Source organism: Dysgonomonas gadei ATCC BAA-286 (genome assembly GCF_000213555.1).
GTDB lineage: Bacteria > Bacteroidota > Bacteroidia > Bacteroidales > Dysgonomonadaceae > Dysgonomonas > Dysgonomonas gadei.
The window spans coordinates 1-16964 of record NZ_GL891993.1; the positions used below are offsets into that span (position 1 = coordinate 1).

Sequence of the window (16964 nt, forward strand, 5' to 3'; positions counted from 1 at the left end):
TTATTATCTTTACATCCAGAATCGCTCAAAAAGGATATCCCGATAAATTACGATCTGTTGTATATTATAGCAAGGAGTTGAAAACTTACTTTTTCTTTTTTGACAAACAATCTGGATATAACAGCTGAAGAAGTTGCCACTCTATACAAATATCGTTGGAATATAGAAATCTTTTTCAAATGGATAAAACAACATTTGAGAATAAAGGAGTTTTATGGGACTTCTGAAAATGCCGTCAAAATTCAAATATTTTCTGCTATAATAACCTATTGTCTTGTTACAATCATGAAACATGAATTAAAAATAAAAGTGTCCACTTATGAAATATTACGAATACTTAGTTTATCATTATTTGAAAGAATGCCAATAGAAAATCTTTTTAATAATAATGATACGCAGATAAACTATCAAAATGATACTCAATTATGTCTTAATTTTTTTTAGTGGACACTAGTGTATGCAATACGCCCCTACAGGCCTTCGATAGAAGTTGAACAATTTGATGCGTTTGCCCTAATACGAGGTACGAGTTGTTAACTGTTTACTGAAATAAGTGTTACCTTTGTACTTTTTAACCATACATAGTTAACGAATCTAAAAATGACAAGTGAAAAATAGAGAAAAACTGTCAGATATGTCAGGTTTTAACTAAATGTAATTAATAAATGTGAATGTTATAATGGGGGTGGACTTTGCGGCTAAGCCTCTTTGCGTGGGAATACGGCTAATAGTAAATCCTCTGGTGCGATAGGCTATGCTAATAGCTATTAGCTAAAAGCTGAAATATGTGTAACCTTTGTTACTTTTTAACAGTTACTCCACTCTATGCACAATTCGAGAAAAAACATTGTTGACTGATGGCTGCTAACAGGCAAGCCAATTATTAATTGTTCATTTTTAATTATTAATTGTTTTCCGTTACTTCTGTTACTTTTTGACTATGCATGGTTAATAAATGTGAAAATATTATATGCGAGACTAACTCTATGGTTTGATGCACAAAACGGACAACTCTTTTTACTATTTTTAGTCATTATTTTTTATTTATCCATTCTTAAAATGCTACATTTGTGGCTTTAATTAAAGGAACGAAAAGTATATGTCCAATTCCGTAGTTATAATACCCACTTACAATGAGAAAGAGAATATAGAGGCTATAATCAGAACTGTATTTGATTTGCCCCGCATGTTCGATATTCTTGTTATAGATGACGCTTCACCTGATGGTACAGCAGATATTGTGAAAAAACTTCAATCCGAGTTCCCGGAACGGCTGAATATAATACAACGGGCAGGTAAATTGGGACTGGGTACTGCATATATTGCAGGATTCCGCTGGGCATTGGAACGTTCATATGAATATGTATTCGAAATGGATGCAGATTTTTCGCACAATCCGAACGACTTGTTACGCCTGTATGATGCATGTGCTAACGAAGGTGCTGATTTGTCGGTAGGTTCGCGTTACTATAGCGGGGTGAATGTTGTGAACTGGCCGATGGGACGGGTACTGATGTCTTATTTTGCCTCTAAGTATGTGCGCTTTATTACGGGAATGAAAGTACATGATGCGACAGCCGGATTCGTATGTTATAAGCGGAATGTATTGGAAGTTATTGACTTGGATAATATACGTTTCAAGGGATATGCATTTCAGGTAGAGATGAAGTATACGGCTTATTGTCTGGGGTTTGATATAAAAGAAGTATCTATCGTATTTGTTAACCGGATGCTGGGAACTTCCAAGATGAATTCTGGTATTTTTGCAGAAGGAGTTTTCGGTGTATTGACTATGAGATTCAGGCAATTATTCGGAGGAATAAAGAAGAAACAATAAATCTTGTGTATCTTTGCCGTTTAAGGTCTCAGACCTATTTATTACTTTTGTATCTGCAACTACGATAGTTAGTTATAACTAAATAATATTATATTACATACTTGTTTTGCTTATTTTCTTTAAGATGATATAAATGAAAATTATCTGTGTAGGTCTTAATTATCAGACACATAATAAGGAGATGGGTCGTGCGTTGTCTGATAAAGACGATGATCCTGTTCTCTTTATGAAACCCGATACAGCTTTGCTATCAGGTGATAAGAACCGTTTTTATATACCCGATTTTTCATCGGATATTCATTACGAAACCGAGTTGGTAGTCCGTATCGATAAAATGGGTAAGAATATTGCAGAACGTTTCGCTTATCGCTATTACAATGAAATAACATTGGGGATAGATTTTACTGCACGTGATATACAAGCCGGATTAAAACAAAGAAGCCAGCCCTGGGAAATATCGAAGGCTTTTGACAATTCCGCGGCAGTAGGCCGTTTTGTTCCAAAGGAAAAATATGGGAAGAATATTCAGGAGCTCGACTTTATGCTTAAAATAGATGATAAAGTTGCCCAGTCGGGAAATACGGATGAGATGCTTCATTCAGTAGATAAGATTATCGCTTTTGCAAGCCGTTTCTTTACATTAAAGACCGGTGACCTTATATTTACCGGTACGCCCGCAGGAGTGGGAAAAGTTGAAATAGGGAATAATCTGCGAGGCATTCTGGAGGGAGATGAACTATTGGAATTACATATTTGTTAGAATAGTATGTTAAAATTTGAAATAAAAATAATAAAATCGATAAAAGACAGTTATTAATATAACTGAAGAATGTACAAACTATAAAACTTCCTTAACCAAATTAATTTAATTACGTAAAATAAATAGTGGAATAAATGAAGAATTTCTTAAAAAAAGTCTTGCTGGTAAATGCTTTTGCACTCACTGCATTTAGCATGGTTGCTCAGGAAGATATCAATCCGATTTTGACTGCAATGCCGTCTTTATCTATCGCTCCTGACGCCCGTGGTGGTGGTATGGGAGATGCCGGAGTCGCTACTGCTCCCGATGTGTATTCACAACACTGGAATCCTGCAAAATATGCGTTTTCACCAAGTAAGGCGGGATTCGGATTATCATATACACCCTGGTTGAGAAAAATCATCAATGATATAGCGCTGGTTTACGGTGTGGGATATTATAAACTGGGTAATGAGAATAATCAGGCGTTGAGCGCCTCGGTACGTTACTTTTCTGTAGGTAATGTCAATATTGCCAATGATGCGGGTTGGACGGGACAAACACTGAGCCCTCACGAACTGGCTGTCGATTTAGGCTATTCTCGTAAACTGACAGAAACATTTTCCGGATCGGTAACAGTGCGTTATATACGTGCCGACTATTCGGGCGCGGATGAAGAAACAACTCCGGGTAATGCATGGGCCGCAGACGTAGCAGGTTATAACGAATCGTATATAAATATAGGACAATCGGAAAGCCTACTTAGCTTCGGCTTTAATATATCCAATATCGGTACTAAGATAGCGACAACAGGTGGCGACAGGGACCAGTTCCTGCCTACAAACCTGCGCTTGGGAGCGTCTTTGATGTATCCGATGAACGATGTAAGTACATTGTCTTTCAGTATGGATATTAATAAATTGCTGGTGCCTACACCTCCTGTACAAGAAGAAGATGAAAGTATCAACGATTATAGGAAACGTATAGAAGACTATCAGAATATCAGCCCTATATCCGGCATTTTTAAATCGTTTGGAGATGCTCCGGGTGGATTTTCGGAAGAGATGAAAGAGATAATGTGGTCGCTGGGTGCTGAGTATGACTATGATAATAAATTCCGCCTTCGTACCGGTTATTTCCACGAAAACAAAATGAAGGGTAATCGCCAGTATATGTCGTTCGGGGCAGGGTTCAAGCTGACAGCTTTCCAGTTGGATGTCGCTTACATGCTTGCTACTGCTCAACAAAACCCGTTGGACCAAACGCTTCGTTTCTCTTTGGCATTCGACATCGACGGAATGAGAAACTTATTCAGATAAAACTTAATTAGCATATCAGTAAATTGGCTCCGCCGAACGTTGTTTCGGAAATTGGCAAATCGCGCAAGCGGCTGGTAATACAAATAGTTATTGAATTTACTAATATGCTAATGTGCTAATTCTCAAATTAAATATAATGAAAATACGTGTGGGATTTGGTTATGATGTGCATCGTCTGGCTGATAATCGTGAATTATGGCTCGGAGGTGTGAAGATCGACCATACTCAGGGACTTATGGGACACTCTGATGCTGATGTCCTGATACATGCAATATGTGATGCTTTGTTAGGTGCGGCAAATCTGCGCGATATAGGTTTTCACTTTCCCGATACTGCGGGAGAATATAAAGATATAGACAGTAAGATATTACTGGCTAAAACTTTGGAGGTGCTAACGGAGAACGGATACAGGATAGGTAATATAGATGCCACTATCTGTGCCGAACGCCCTAAAATAAACCCGCATATACCTCAGATGCAAAAGGTGATGGCAGAGATACTCGAAATCTCTGAAGAAGATATTTCTATTAAGGCTACCACATCCGAAAAAATGGGATTTGTAGGCCGTGAAGAAGGCTTTGCCGCATATGCCGTGGCTTTAATAGAAAATAAGTGATAGTTAAACACAGTGTAAAATGAGTGTGAAACCTGTAATAGAGTTAACTGCTGACGGGTCTCACACTCTTTTTATGCCCGGACTGAATGAACATTATCATTCGGTAAACGGGGCTATACAAGAATCTACACATGTCTTTATAGAAGCCGGATTTAAGCATTGCAGTAAAGAGACAATACATATATTCGAAGTCGGTTTCGGTACGGGACTGAATGCTTTCCTTACATTACTCGAAAGTAGAAAGACAGGACGTATTATCTACTATACAAGCATAGAGGCTTATCCTTTATCCGATAATATTATTAAAGATTTGAATTATCCTGAAAAGTATTTATCTATAGAGCAGGATATGTATTATAAGTTGCATAGTGCCGAATGGGAAAAAGAATCGGAAATAACCGGTAATTTTTTTCTTACAAAAATAAAAGCGGACTTTACAAATTTCGATTTCTCGAAAATAAAAGGAAATGTAGATATTATCTACTTTGATGCCTTCGCCCCCGATAAACAGTCCGATATGTGGACGCAGGAAATCTTTGATAAATTGTATGCTATATCAGGCAATGGATGTATACTAGTCACTTATTGTGCCAAAGGAATAGTGCGCCGGATGATGCAGCAGGCCGGCTATACAACGGAACGGTTACCCGGGCCTCCGGGAAAACGGGAGATGCTGCGGGCGACGAAGAATAGTTAAGTGCTTCTATGATTTTTTACTTCTGATAAAAGTTATCTATATTTGCACTTCCAAAATTTAGAGTGAAAATTTAATGAAAATAGGCAATATAAACTTTTCTGAAAACCCGGTGTTTCTTGCTCCTATGGAGGATGTTACTGATATGGGTTTCAGATTGATGTGTAAACGTTTTGGCGCGGATATGGTATATACCGAATTTGTATCCAGCGACGCTCTTATACGTCATGTAAACAAAACACAGGCAAAACTGACCATCAGCGAAGAAGAACGTCCCGTGGCTATCCAGATATACGGGCGTGAAGTGGATGCGATGGTAGAGGCTGCGAAAATATGTGAAGAAGCCAGTCCCGACATCTTGGACATAAACTTCGGTTGTCCAGTGAAGAAAGTGGCAGGGAAAGGTGCGGGGTCAGGCATGATGCGCACACCCGAACTGATGGTGGAGATTACTGCTGCCGTTGTGAAAGCTGTAAATATTCCCGTGACAGTGAAAACCCGTCTGGGATGGGATAATGATTCGAAAATAATTGTAGAACTGGCCGAGCAACTACAGGATACAGGTATACAGGCATTAACATTGCATGGGCGTACTCGTGCCCAGATGTATTCAGGAGAAGCTGATTGGTCACTGATTGGCGCCGTAAAGAATAATCCACGCATGCATATCCCGATTATTGGTAATGGGGATGTGACTACTCCCGAAATCTGTAAACGACGTTTTGACGAAACAGGTGTGGATGCTGTAATGATTGGGCGGGGGAGTATCGGTGGTCCCTGGATATTTGAAGAGGTGAAGCATTATCTGGCTACAGGAGAACTTATGCCAAAGAAGGAGTTTACATGGTATCTCGATGTTCTTAAAGATTTGGTGAGTAGGAATATAGCCCATTCCGGCGAAAGAGGCGGGATCATACATAGCCGCCGTCATCTGGCGGGAAGCCCGGTGTTTAAAGGTATCCCTGATTTTAAGAAGGTACGTGTATCTATGCTTCGTACCGAATCTGTGGATGATTTATTTGCTATAATCGACAACCTACCGGAGCAATTTGGCTTAGCTACAAATTAGCATTGGATAACATCTCTTTAACCTTAGTCCTGAACTCCACTGGGTATACGATTCTGGCGATATCGATATAAGATAGGTACCAACGGGCAAACCTGTCGAAAGAGAAGGTCATGAAATGTAACTCGACTTTTCCATTTAGTTCTTTTTCGGTGATGAGTCCTTGATAATACCTGTTTTCATCGATAAGAAGCATGTCTTTTTCGTTGACTTCAATGACGATTTTTTGCAGGTGTTCGCGGTCTCCAAGTGTTTTAAGGAAAGAGTCGAGCGGAGGGTGATCCAAATCAAAGCCTTCATTCGTTTGAGTGATATTTTGAATACGACTGATACGGAAAGTCCGGTAATCTTTTACAGCATTGCAGTATGCGATTAAGTACCAGTTAGACATGGAGAAGAATATGCCAACCGGGTCTACCGTCCTGTCATTCGTTTCGTTTCTGTTATAGGAATAGTAATTAATCTGTACTTTCTTCCTTTTGGCTGCTCCGTCTATTAGTTCGTGCAGGATGTTTTGAGTGCTGTCTGAATCTTTAAGGTGATAATTGAGTGTGCCAATTTTATTGTTGAAGTCTTCTATTGTCTTTATCTCGGCTAGTCGCATTACGGCTTTGATCTTCTCAATACCTGATTTGTAGCTGGATTTAAAACCCTTATCCGTAAACTTGTCAATTAGTTTTTCGGTCGCAATAAAAGAGAAGGCCTCTTCCTGAGTAAACATCAGAGGAGGGAGTTTAAAGCCGTCCACTAACGAATAGCCTGTGCGCGAATCGCCTGCTAATGGGATTCCGGAATCTTCCAAAGCCCGTAAATCTCTGTAGACTGTACGGGAACTGATATTGAAACGATCTGTGATTTGCTTTATCTTTACTATAGATGATGATTGAAGCATTATCAGTATTGCCGATAATCTGTCTATACGGTTCATTTGTTTCCTGTTTGGGATTACTTTTGCAAAAGTAAGATAAGATTGGCAGAACAACAGGGTTTTCTGCCAATCTTATTCAAGGATATGTCTTTAGGCTGAATAATTATCATCAGACATCATGATAATCCAATAGATGCCATATTTGTCTATAATCTCACCTATGGCTTCAGTGAAGAATGTCTTTTCCAGCGGACTTACGATTGTACCGTCTTTAGATAGCAGATTGAATACCCGGTGTAAATCGTCCGGATTGTAGAAGGATAATACCAGCTTGTTGTTGTTGCCGTTTTTCACGATTTCTCCGGAGTTGGCATCTTCTCCGGCTAATTCGAAATGCTGCGTATTGAGCACCATGTGAGAGATTTTCTCTTTGTCGGTTTCGGCTGACTGAAAGGTTTTGTCTTCCTTTTTACGGAAAGTGAATACTATTTCGCCGTTCAGGGCTTCTTTATAGAGGTTGAACGCTTCTTCACATGTTCCCGGATAAACCAGATGTACTTTTAATTTCATACTTTTTTGTTTTTAATTTATCTATACTGATATCAGGAGTAAAAGTAGGGGGTGGTAGTGACAACCCTATGTCGCACTTTTTAGAAAAATCAAAAAGTGTTGATTCTCTTACAATATCCCGCTGCCCTGTATTTTATACAAAACAAATTTTGTATTTTTGTACCTCTGAAAATTTAGAAGTAGATTATGGAACAAAAACTATCGGTTTACAACACACTGACCCGTACAAAAGAAGTATTCGAACCGCTTCATGCACCTCACGTGGGGATGTATGTGTGTGGTCCTACAGTATATAGTGACGCCCATTTGGGACATGCCCGTCATGGCGTTACATTCGATTTGCTATTCAGATATTTGCAGCATATCGGCTATAAGGTGCGCTATGTGAGAAATATTACAGATGTAGGCCATCTGGAAAATGAAGAAGGAAGCGGAGAGGATAAAATTTCAAAAAAAGCGCGTCTGGAACAGTTGGAACCGATGGAGGTAGTTCAGTATTACAGTAACCGCTACCACAAGGTAATGGATGATCTGAATACATTACCGCCATCTATAGAGCCTCATGCGTCAGGACACATTATAGAGCAGATAGAATCCATAAAAGAGATATTGAAGAACGGTTACGCATACGAAAGTAACGGTTCTGTTTACTTCGATGTAGAAAAGTATAACAAGGATTACGATTACGGTATTTTATCTCATAGAAACATAGAGGAAATGCTGAATACAACCCGTGAACTTGACGGGCAGGATGAGAAACACAGTAAAGTGGACTTTGCCCTGTGGAAGAAAGCAGCACCGGAACATATTATGCGCTGGCCTTCTCCTTGGAGTGATGGTTTCCCGGGATGGCACCTTGAATGTTCAACTATGAGTATTAAATATCTGGGGAAGGAATTCGATATACACGGTGGCGGTCTTGATCTGATGTTTCCCCACCATGAATGTGAAATTGCCCAAAATACAGCAATGGAAAAGCATCAGGTGGTGAAATACTGGATGCACAATAATATGATAACCATTGCGGGACAGAAAATGGCGCGCTCGTTAGGTAATTTTATTACGCTCGAGCAATTATTTGCCGGTAACCACGATTTGTTGGAAAAGGCATATAGTCCGATGACGGTACGGTTCTTTATCCTGCAGGCGCATTATCGCAGTACAGTAGACTTTAGTAATGAAGCATTGCAGGCTGCAGAGAAAAGTCTCGAGCGTCTTTTGGATTCATACGGCAGGCTGGATAAAGTAGCTATTTCGGATACATCTTCAGTAGACGTAAAAAGCATTCGTCAGAAATGTTATGATGCAATGAACGACGATATGAATTCAGCGGTAGTTATAGCTCACTTATGCGAAGCCAGTACAACAATAAATTCGGCTATAGCAGGGAATATAAAACTGACAAAAGAAGATATTACCGAATTAAAGGATGTATTCGATATATTCCTGTTCTCTGTGTTGGGGATCCGCAATGAGGCATCTTTAACAAATAATAACGAAGCATTCGGTAAAGCTGTGGACTTGCTGCTCGATATTCGTCAAAAAGCAAAGGAAAACAAAGATTGGGCAACATCCGACCAGATCAGAAATGAACTGGCTAAGGCAGGATTTGAAATAAAAGACGGTAAAGATGGTGCGGAATGGAAACTGAAATAATATGAAAATCAGACTGCTTATCATATCTCTGATATCTGTCGTATTGGTTGCTTGTGGAAATAACAGCAGCAGGAACGCGGGAGAAGTTTCCGGGCCAAAAATCAATTCGCCGGAAATTGCTATTGTAATGCATAGAGGTCTGTGTCTTGAAGAAAAGCTGGCTCCGGAAAATAGTTTGGATGCATTGTCTTTTGCCGGGCGGGTAGGTGCCAGATATGTAGAGATTGATGTGTTTTTGACAAAAGACGATGAGATTATTCTATTTCATGATAATACAATAAATAGGCTATGTCGTAATAAAAATGATTATTCAGTAGTTAATGAACAAGTAGAATGTAGGAATTTAACTTTGGCCGAATTAAGAAATAACTATGTTTTAGCGGCACAAGATCCTTCGATGCGGCGTCCGGTGCCTACCTTGCGGGAAGGTCTTTTGATTTGCAGGCAAGAGGGTATACATCCCTATATTGAACTTAAAGAGGGTATCTTTAAAGACAAAACAGTAAAAAAGGCATATGATCTGGCTGTACAAATATTAGGACGCGGTAATTTTAGTTTTACAAGTCCGGAAAAGTCAGTTGTAGAGTATTTAAGAGGACTCGATGCTCAACTTTCTTTGTATTGTGACCATTTGGAAGATATTGATTTCTTTCGGGAATATAATGTTAATTATTACCCTCATTTCCTGGCTATTAAACAGGGGTGTCTTGATGCAGTTCATAAAGCAGGATTATCTGCTACTACCTGGACTATATGGAATTCTTGTTTCGACTCTATATCAACCAAAGGATTTGATGCTATATTGGTTGAGGATGTTGCTCCTAACTTTGATCCCGGATATGCGATATTCAGGGATAATACAAATGGAAAATTTGAAAATTATGAAGTCGGGGGTATCATAAATGATGGTATTGTGTCATTAAGAAATGGACAGGAAATGAAATTGAAAGAAGTGGTTCCGGATACTCTATATCTGGGGGCTCTTTACTTTACAATCGAAGCAAAAGGTAAATTTGAGATAGAAACAGACCGGTTTAAAACAGAGCGAGATAATAAAAGCGATGATTTTCAAATATATAAGTTTCAATACATATTTCATAAAGATAAACCATTGTTTAAGATTAAAGCATTAGATGAAAATCTGGAGATTAAGTCTGTTTGGCTGGCAATTTGTGAATACTAAGCCTTTATGAACTATCTTATGTTCTACTCTGTTCATTAGGAACACACATAATTTATATTGCAATATGATTATAACAATGTCTCCGGCAAAACTACAGGATTTTGAATCCCGGGTTCCCGTAAGAGAAGCTACTACACCGCTTTATGTCAAAGAGGCGAAAGAATTGTATAAGTCGATGGAAGGTATATCCGCGCAGGAGATAGCTTCTTTGATGAGTATCAACCCTCAGCTGGCACATAATGTATATCAGTATATTCATTCATTCCCTCTGGCTAAGACACCACAAAGGCAGGCTGTATTTGCATACAATGGCATTGCTTATCAGGGGCTGGATGCAGAAACTTTTTCAGATCAGGATTTTAATTTTGCGCAGAAGCACCTGATACATATATCCGGTTTGTACGGTGTCCTTCGTCCTCTCGATTTGATAAAACCGTACCGTTTAGAAATGCAAATTCCGCTGGCAAACAATAGAGGAAAAGACTTATACGCTTTCTGGTCGGAAACTATCAGCAAATATCTTGCAAAGCAGATGAAGGCAGATGACAATGTATGGATCAATCTGGCTTCGAAAGAATATGCAAAAGCAGTAAACCGTAAGCTTTTACCCAAAGGACATAAGGTAATAACTCCTATTTTTAAGCAGCAGACGGATAAAGGTTATAAGCAGATTGTGGTATATGCAAAGAAAGCACGGGGGATGATGACCCGCTTTATTATTCAGCATCAGATTAAAGATGTAGAATATCTGAAGGGATTCGATACCGAAGGATATGTTTTTGCCCCGCAACTATCGGATGATAATGAATGGGTATTTGTAAGGTAAATGCATATCGGGATTTCAAGATGGCAAGAATTAGAAAGAATATTGAAATCTTTAAATTTTTAAATCTTGAAACTTCTTGTTAACTTTGCGTTGCGAGAAAAATCACAAATTTAAATAGTAAATAAAGATGAAAAAAGTAGTATTGATTCGCCACGGGGAAAGCGTTTGGAACAAAGAAAACCGCTTTACGGGATGGACTAACGTAGACTTGTCGGAACAAGGAGTGCAGGAAGCAACTAAAGCCGGACAATTATTGAAGAAAGAAGGTTTTCAGTTTACCCTGGCCTATACTTCATATCTGAAAAGAGCCGTTAAGACATTGAATAACATCCTTGACCAAATGGATCTGGACTGGATTCCTGTTGAAAAAACATGGCGTTTGAATGAGAAACATTACGGTATGCTTCAAGGCCTGAACAAAGCTGAGACTGCTGAAAAATATGGTGATGAGCAAGTACTGGTTTGGAGACGCAGCTATGACGTTCCGCCTGCTCCACTGGAATCGACAGACCCGCGCTCAGCTTCACAAGACCCACGTTATGCAAGCGTACCTAAAGCATATATTCCTGAAACAGAAGCATTGAAAGAAACAGTAGAGCGTATTCTTCCTTATTGGCTGGAAGTTATCTACCCTTCATTGATGTGCCATGATGAAATTATCGTTGCTGCTCACGGAAACAGCCTTCGTGGTATTATCAAATATCTGAAAGGTATTTCTGATGAAGATATAGTAAGCCTGAACCTGCCTACAGCAGTTCCTTACGTTTTCGAATTCGATGATGATCTGAATCTTGTAAAAGATTATTTCCTTGGCGATCCTGAAGAAATAAAAAAGCTGATGGATGCAGTTGCCAATCAGGGAAAGAAGAAGTAAATATTAAGGATTTACATATAAAGGGCATATATTCTCAAAAATATATGCTCTTTCTTTTTGAGTAAGTTAGGATAATAAAAAGAAAACCACTATCTTTGCCCCGCTTTTATAAGCCCGTACGTGTGATGGGAATGAGGAAGCAAATCCTTGATTTGAGTAACACATTTTAAAATTAAAAGATGAAAACATTTGAACTAAAAGGCGAAGCCAGAACAGACCTTGGCAAAAAAGCAACTAAGGCTTTTCGTAAAGAAGACAAAATTCCTGCAGTTATCTATGGTGGAGAAAAAGCTGACAAAGCTATACATTTCATCGTAACAAACAGCGAAGTACGTAAATTGATTTATACTCCGGAAATTTTCCTTGTAGACCTTACAGTAGGAAAAGACAATTATAAAGCGATTTTGAAAGATATTCAGGTACACCCTGTTACAGATGAGATTCTGCACCTTGATTTCCTTCACGTATTCGAAAATAAACCGATTACAATTGATGTACCGGTAGTACTAGACGGACTGGCTGAAGGTGTTAAGGCAGGGGGTAAATTATCTCTTGACCTGCGTAAGCTGAAAGTAAGAGCTCTTTACGATAAAGTACCGGAAAAAGTACATGTTGATGTTTCAGGCCTTGCATTGGGTAAATCTATTCAGGTTGGAGAACTTCATTTCGAAGGACTTGAATTGCTTAATGCGAAAAATGGTGTTGTTTGCCGTGTTCAATTGACTCGTGCAGCCAGAGGTCTTGCGGCTAAAAACGGCTAATAGCGGATAACTATAGAAAGATAACGAATGAAATATTTGATTGTCGGACTGGGCAATATTGGTCGAGAATACGAATATACCCGCCACAACATAGGATTCAGAGTATTGGACGCTTTAGCTAAAGCGTCCAATATTGTTTTTGCAGACAGGCGTTACGGCTTTGTGGCGGAGATGAAAGTGAAAGGACGCACACTTATCCTGCTAAAACCATCGACATACATGAACCTCAGTGGTAATGCCGTGCGCTATTGGATGAATCAGGAGAAAGTTCCTATTGAAAACGTATTGGTCATAGTAGATGATCTGGCTTTGCCGTTCGGTTCTTTGCGTCTCAAAGGAAAAGGCAGTGATGCCGGACATAATGGTTTGAAGCATATACAGTCGATTTTGAGCACACAGGAATATGCACGCTTACGTTTTGGTATCGGGAACGATTTCCCAAGGGGAGGACAAGTTGATTATGTTCTGGAGGACTTTTCGGATGAAGAGGAGAAAGAGCTTCCGGCTAAAATGGAAACTTGCGGAGAAATAATAAAGAGTTTTTGTCTGGCAGGGATACAAAACACAATGAATCAGTATAACAATAAGTAAGATATGGCTAAAGAAGTAAAGAACGAAGTGCGAATCGATAAATGGCTCTGGGCTGTGCGTCTGTTCAAAACGCGCTCTATTGCCATAGAGGCCTGCAAAAAAGGGCGTATAACGATCAAAGGCGTAACTGTAAAGCCATCGCGGATGATAAAGGCCGGAGATGTAATAGAGGTTCGTCGTCCGCCTGTGACATATTCATTCGAAGTATTGGCTCTTTCTGAAAACAGGATGGGTGCAAAGCTCGTGCCTGAATTTATGCGTGATGTAACTCATCCTTCACAACTTGAAATTTTGGAGATGTCCAAGATGACCGGATTTGTAGATCGAGCCCGTGGAACGGGGCGTCCTACAAAAAAAGATCGCCGCGAGTTGGAGCAGTTTACAGACGATTATTCTTTCTTCGATGATTGGGATCTGGAAGAAGAATAGAGATCACTAATTGAATATATGGAAACATGTTGTCATGAATACGATAACGTGTTTTTTTTGATAACTTTCTTTCAAAACACATTGCAATTCTATTTTATTCTATATCTTTGTTTTTGTATTGGTGTTACAAGTCCGCATTTGCCGGATAGTAATGAAAAGGGAATCAGGTGTAAATCCTGAACAGTCGCGCTGCTGTAAACTCATGTAAGCGTTTATACAAATCCTCAAGCCACTGTTGTGAAAAACGGGAAGGTCGTATAAACGGGAGTAAGTCAGAAGACCTGCCAAAGCATATATTTTCATCTTTCGCGGAAAAAGATAGGAAAACAAGAGATTTATCTCACTATTTAAGTATTTGTATTTCAAGAAATGATTGTGTTTAATATCAATCTTATGTCCATTCTATCTGTGTGGTGACATAAGTTTATATTGCAGGCACTTTCTGCTCTGGTTATCATTATATTACAAATTTTAAAAACAAAAACAATGAAAAAGATATGTAAAAGGTGCTCGGCATCATTTAGTTGCAGGGAGGACAGGATAGAGCTATGTAGTTGCCGTAAAGTAAGTCTTGTTATAGGAGTCCGTGATTATATAAAAGATAATTACCGCGACTGCTTGTGTCCTAAATGTTTACAAGAAACCAACAGTTCCTTCTATGCATTCGATGTAAATCCTAAATTTTTGACTAAGAACAAAAATGAATGATTTATAAAGAACTATATTACAGTAAAATAGCAAAAACTTGTTTTAATTTTACAATTTATTATAAATTTAGTCATTAATTCGTTTAATTGTATAGGTAAGTTTCCTTAAATTTGAAGCTAGAAAGCATCTCAAACCTGATTATGTTCAGGTTGGAGTAATCAGTTTGTGATCTTCTGTTCGCTTTAGTCATGTAACAGAAGATTATAAACTGAAAATTGTGCGGATAATCAAAAATTATAAATAATAAACAATATCAGACATGCTACAAGAATTCACTCTAGGCGAAGGTAAAGCAATACTCAACTTCACTCTGAAATTTTGCGACACGCGACAGAAAATACTTAACAGTTATGGATTCCATAGAGTTATAGAAGTCTTTATTCAGAAATTGAAGAAAGAAGAAGTTATTATTTACGAATACTATATCAAAGAATTTAAAACTGATGAGGAGTTTGAAAAAACGCTGATAGAGGCATTTAAATTGCTTACAGTATGCAATACTGATGAAGTGCAGAATGTGCATGGAAAATATGCTATCTTCTTCAATGATAAAGACTTGTTTATTGAACTGATAGAATTACTTTATAGTTTTTGGCGCAGATTAGAGCGTTATACTATTGTTCATAACAGCTCTATCGGAAGCGGTTTGCAGAGTGTTCGCTTTATGCAGGCAAATGAATTATTCAATGAGCTTATTCTCTCTATATACCGTCGTATCGAAGAAACGGTGATCGGTTATCAATATCGTGTATACCGTCAGCTGACAGCAGGTGCGAATGCAGCCCTTACACTGAGCGATATCAACTGGAACTGCCCGGTGGAATACAATGGATTGGCTCCTATACCGTTCATTACGGCAGTGATGTTCAATCCTCCATTTATTTCATACACAAAGAGAAATACACGTGACGGTATTTTCCATGAACATAACATAAACCCGATTGAGAATATAGTTCTTAACGAAGACGACTGGTTCCTGTTCCCTGCCAAAGTTGGGAATATGCTCACATTTGTCTATTTCCATAAAGATTTCATGGTTCATGGATTTGCGCTGGCAAACCTCTTCGAACTGGCAAAAGAGAGCGAATATATCGGTAAAAAACCGGATATTATCTATGTTTTCGGTTACCCTGACGGACATGAAGAAAAACGTACATTCTACTACAAAGATAAAAAGAACGATATCCTTATCGGTTATGCGAACCATTGTGACGATATAGACTACTTCGGATACATGAAGAAGATGTTACTTACACTTCACAATGTGAAGCAAATGGAAAAGAATCGTTTGCCGATACATGGTGCGATGGTAAATATCGCACTGAAAAACGGAAAAGAGTCGAATATCATTATCATGGGAGATAGCGGTGCCGGAAAATCAGAAAGCCTCGAGGCCTTCCGTACACTGAACGAGAAATATATCCGTCATATGCGTATCATATTCGATGATATGGGATATTTGAAAAAAGAAGCAGACGGCACTATAAAAGGTTATGGGACAGAGATCGGGGCATTTGTCCGTATCGATGACCTCGATCCTATGTACGCTTTTGAGCAATTGGAAAGAGGAATTTATACCAATCCTGATAAGGTTAACGCCCGAATCACTATACCGGCAGCCACATACGATGTTATTATGAAAGGATATAAAGTAGATTATTTCCTTTATGCGAATAATTACACAGAGTCGGATACGAAGATTCAATTCTTTACCGACCTGGATGAAGCGATCAAAGTATTCGAAGCCGGAGCCCGTAAAGCAAAAGGTACTACAACCGAAAAAGGTTTGGTGACATCTTATTTTGCCAATCCATTCGGACCTGTTCAGGAGCAGAAACTTGCCGGTAAACTAATCAAAGAGTACTTTACCGATATGGATAAAAACGGAGTTAAGATAGGAGAGATTTATACTTCACTAGCCATAGAAGGTCATAGTAAAGACGGACCTCGTGAAGCTGCAGAGGAATTGTTCACACTGATTAATGAATAAGATATTCTTATCCCTTTCCCTTCAAGAGGGAAGGGGATATCTTTAATATTCTTTAATACTACATTTCGCCCAAAAATTAGACTGTATGTAAAACATTAGAGATATTCTGATGTTTATAGATAAACACTAAATGGATACTAAAGGTCGCAGACCTTTTTACTTACTGTTTTAAGTATATGGCAACGAATCATTGTTATATCTTTAATCCAGAACATTAAATACTTCATTTAAATAATA

The 16964-nt window shown here is 38.7% G+C and carries 18 protein-coding genes and 1 riboswitch; of the genes, 16 read left to right on the plus strand and 2 right to left on the minus strand.

All coding sequences use genetic code 11. The features are described 5' to 3' along the window. Positions 1 to 99: 99 nt before the first annotated feature. The 7 genes from HMPREF9455_RS21980 (at position 100) to dusB (ending at position 6274) form a co-directional block, all read left to right on the plus strand. Positions 100 to 444 carry a transposase gene (locus HMPREF9455_RS21980; protein ID WP_044215310.1) on the plus strand — a complete coding sequence of 115 codons (345 nt, stop codon included), beginning with the start codon at positions 100 to 102 and terminating at the stop codon, positions 442 to 444. Positions 445 to 1099: 655 nt separating this feature from the next. Further along, positions 1100 to 1837, plus strand: a complete 738-nt coding sequence (locus HMPREF9455_RS19290; RefSeq protein WP_006801438.1) for a polyprenol monophosphomannose synthase — start codon at positions 1100 to 1102, stop codon at positions 1835 to 1837. A gap of 133 nt (positions 1838 to 1970) precedes the next feature. Then, positions 1971 to 2597 carry a fumarylacetoacetate hydrolase family protein gene (locus tag HMPREF9455_RS19295; RefSeq protein ID WP_006801439.1) on the plus strand — a complete coding sequence of 209 codons (627 nt, stop codon included), beginning with the start codon at positions 1971 to 1973 and terminating at the stop codon, positions 2595 to 2597. Between the two features lie 134 nt (positions 2598 to 2731). Then, positions 2732 to 3895 (plus strand): type IX secretion system outer membrane channel protein PorV, encoded by a 1164-nt coding sequence (gene porV, locus HMPREF9455_RS19300; protein ID WP_006801440.1) that lies wholly within the window; start codon positions 2732 to 2734, stop codon positions 3893 to 3895. A 136-nt stretch (positions 3896 to 4031) separates the two neighbouring features. Continuing rightward, entirely contained in the window at positions 4032 to 4511 is a 480-nt protein-coding gene (ispF, locus tag HMPREF9455_RS19305) for a 2-C-methyl-D-erythritol 2,4-cyclodiphosphate synthase (protein WP_006801441.1), read from the plus strand. Positions 4512 to 4530: 19 nt separating this feature from the next. Next, positions 4531 to 5208, plus strand: a complete 678-nt coding sequence (gene mnmC2 / locus HMPREF9455_RS19310) for a tRNA (5-methylaminomethyl-2-thiouridine)(34)-methyltransferase MnmC2 (protein WP_006801442.1) — start codon at positions 4531 to 4533, stop codon at positions 5206 to 5208. Positions 5209 to 5281: 73 nt separating this feature from the next. Next, positions 5282 to 6274, plus strand: coding sequence for a tRNA dihydrouridine synthase DusB (gene dusB / locus HMPREF9455_RS19315; protein ID WP_006801443.1), 993 nt, complete (start codon positions 5282 to 5284; stop codon positions 6272 to 6274). Here dusB and HMPREF9455_RS19320 read toward each other — a convergent pair. Next, positions 6264 to 7199 (minus strand): helix-turn-helix transcriptional regulator, encoded by a 936-nt coding sequence (locus HMPREF9455_RS19320; RefSeq protein ID WP_006801444.1) that lies wholly within the window; start codon positions 7197 to 7199, stop codon positions 6264 to 6266. The genes dusB and HMPREF9455_RS19320 overlap by 11 nt on opposite strands. A 90-nt stretch (positions 7200 to 7289) precedes the next feature. Further along, entirely contained in the window at positions 7290 to 7709 is a 420-nt protein-coding gene (locus HMPREF9455_RS19325; RefSeq protein WP_006801445.1) for a VOC family protein, read from the minus strand. A gap of 186 nt (positions 7710 to 7895) precedes the next feature. Here HMPREF9455_RS19325 and cysS point away from each other — a divergent pair, with 186 nt between their 5' ends. The 9 genes from cysS (at position 7896) to HMPREF9455_RS19370 (ending at position 16727) form a co-directional block, all read left to right on the plus strand. Beyond that, positions 7896 to 9365, plus strand: coding sequence for a cysteine--tRNA ligase (cysS, locus tag HMPREF9455_RS19330; RefSeq protein ID WP_006801446.1), 1470 nt, complete (start codon positions 7896 to 7898; stop codon positions 9363 to 9365). A gap of 1 nt (position 9366) precedes the next feature. After that, complete coding sequence (locus HMPREF9455_RS19335; RefSeq protein ID WP_006801447.1) at positions 9367 to 10548, plus strand: glycerophosphodiester phosphodiesterase; 1182 nt, start codon at positions 9367 to 9369, stop codon at positions 10546 to 10548. A 64-nt stretch (positions 10549 to 10612) separates the two neighbouring features. Then, on the plus strand, positions 10613 to 11374 hold the full coding sequence (gene yaaA / locus HMPREF9455_RS19340; protein ID WP_006801448.1) for a peroxide stress protein YaaA: 762 nt from the start codon (positions 10613 to 10615) through the stop codon (positions 11372 to 11374). 127 nt (positions 11375 to 11501) lie between these two features. Beyond that, positions 11502 to 12248: a 2,3-diphosphoglycerate-dependent phosphoglycerate mutase gene (gene gpmA, locus HMPREF9455_RS19345; RefSeq protein WP_006801449.1), complete on the plus strand. Its 747-nt coding sequence runs from the start codon at positions 11502 to 11504 to the stop codon at positions 12246 to 12248. Between the two features lie 179 nt (positions 12249 to 12427). Further along, positions 12428 to 13009, plus strand: a complete 582-nt coding sequence (locus tag HMPREF9455_RS19350; protein ID WP_006801450.1) for a 50S ribosomal protein L25/general stress protein Ctc — start codon at positions 12428 to 12430, stop codon at positions 13007 to 13009. 27 nt (positions 13010 to 13036) lie between these two features. Next, a complete protein-coding gene (pth, locus tag HMPREF9455_RS19355) occupies positions 13037 to 13600 on the plus strand; it encodes an aminoacyl-tRNA hydrolase (RefSeq protein WP_006801451.1) in 564 nt (187 codons plus the stop codon). Between the two features lie 3 nt (positions 13601 to 13603). Then, entirely contained in the window at positions 13604 to 14029 is a 426-nt protein-coding gene (locus tag HMPREF9455_RS19360; protein ID WP_006801452.1) for an RNA-binding S4 domain-containing protein, read from the plus strand. Between the two features lie 102 nt (positions 14030 to 14131). Further along, a riboswitch (cobalamin riboswitch) is annotated at positions 14132 to 14332 on the plus strand. A 183-nt stretch (positions 14333 to 14515) separates the two neighbouring features. Then, positions 14516 to 14737 (plus strand): cysteine-rich CWC family protein, encoded by a 222-nt coding sequence (locus tag HMPREF9455_RS19365; protein WP_006801453.1) that lies wholly within the window; start codon positions 14516 to 14518, stop codon positions 14735 to 14737. A gap of 259 nt (positions 14738 to 14996) precedes the next feature. Beyond that, the gene (locus HMPREF9455_RS19370) at positions 14997 to 16727 is read left to right on the plus strand and encodes a phosphoenolpyruvate carboxykinase (ATP) (RefSeq protein ID WP_006801454.1); all 1731 of its coding nucleotides are present in this window, start codon (positions 14997 to 14999) and stop codon (positions 16725 to 16727) included. Positions 16728 to 16964: the final 237 nt, after the last annotated feature.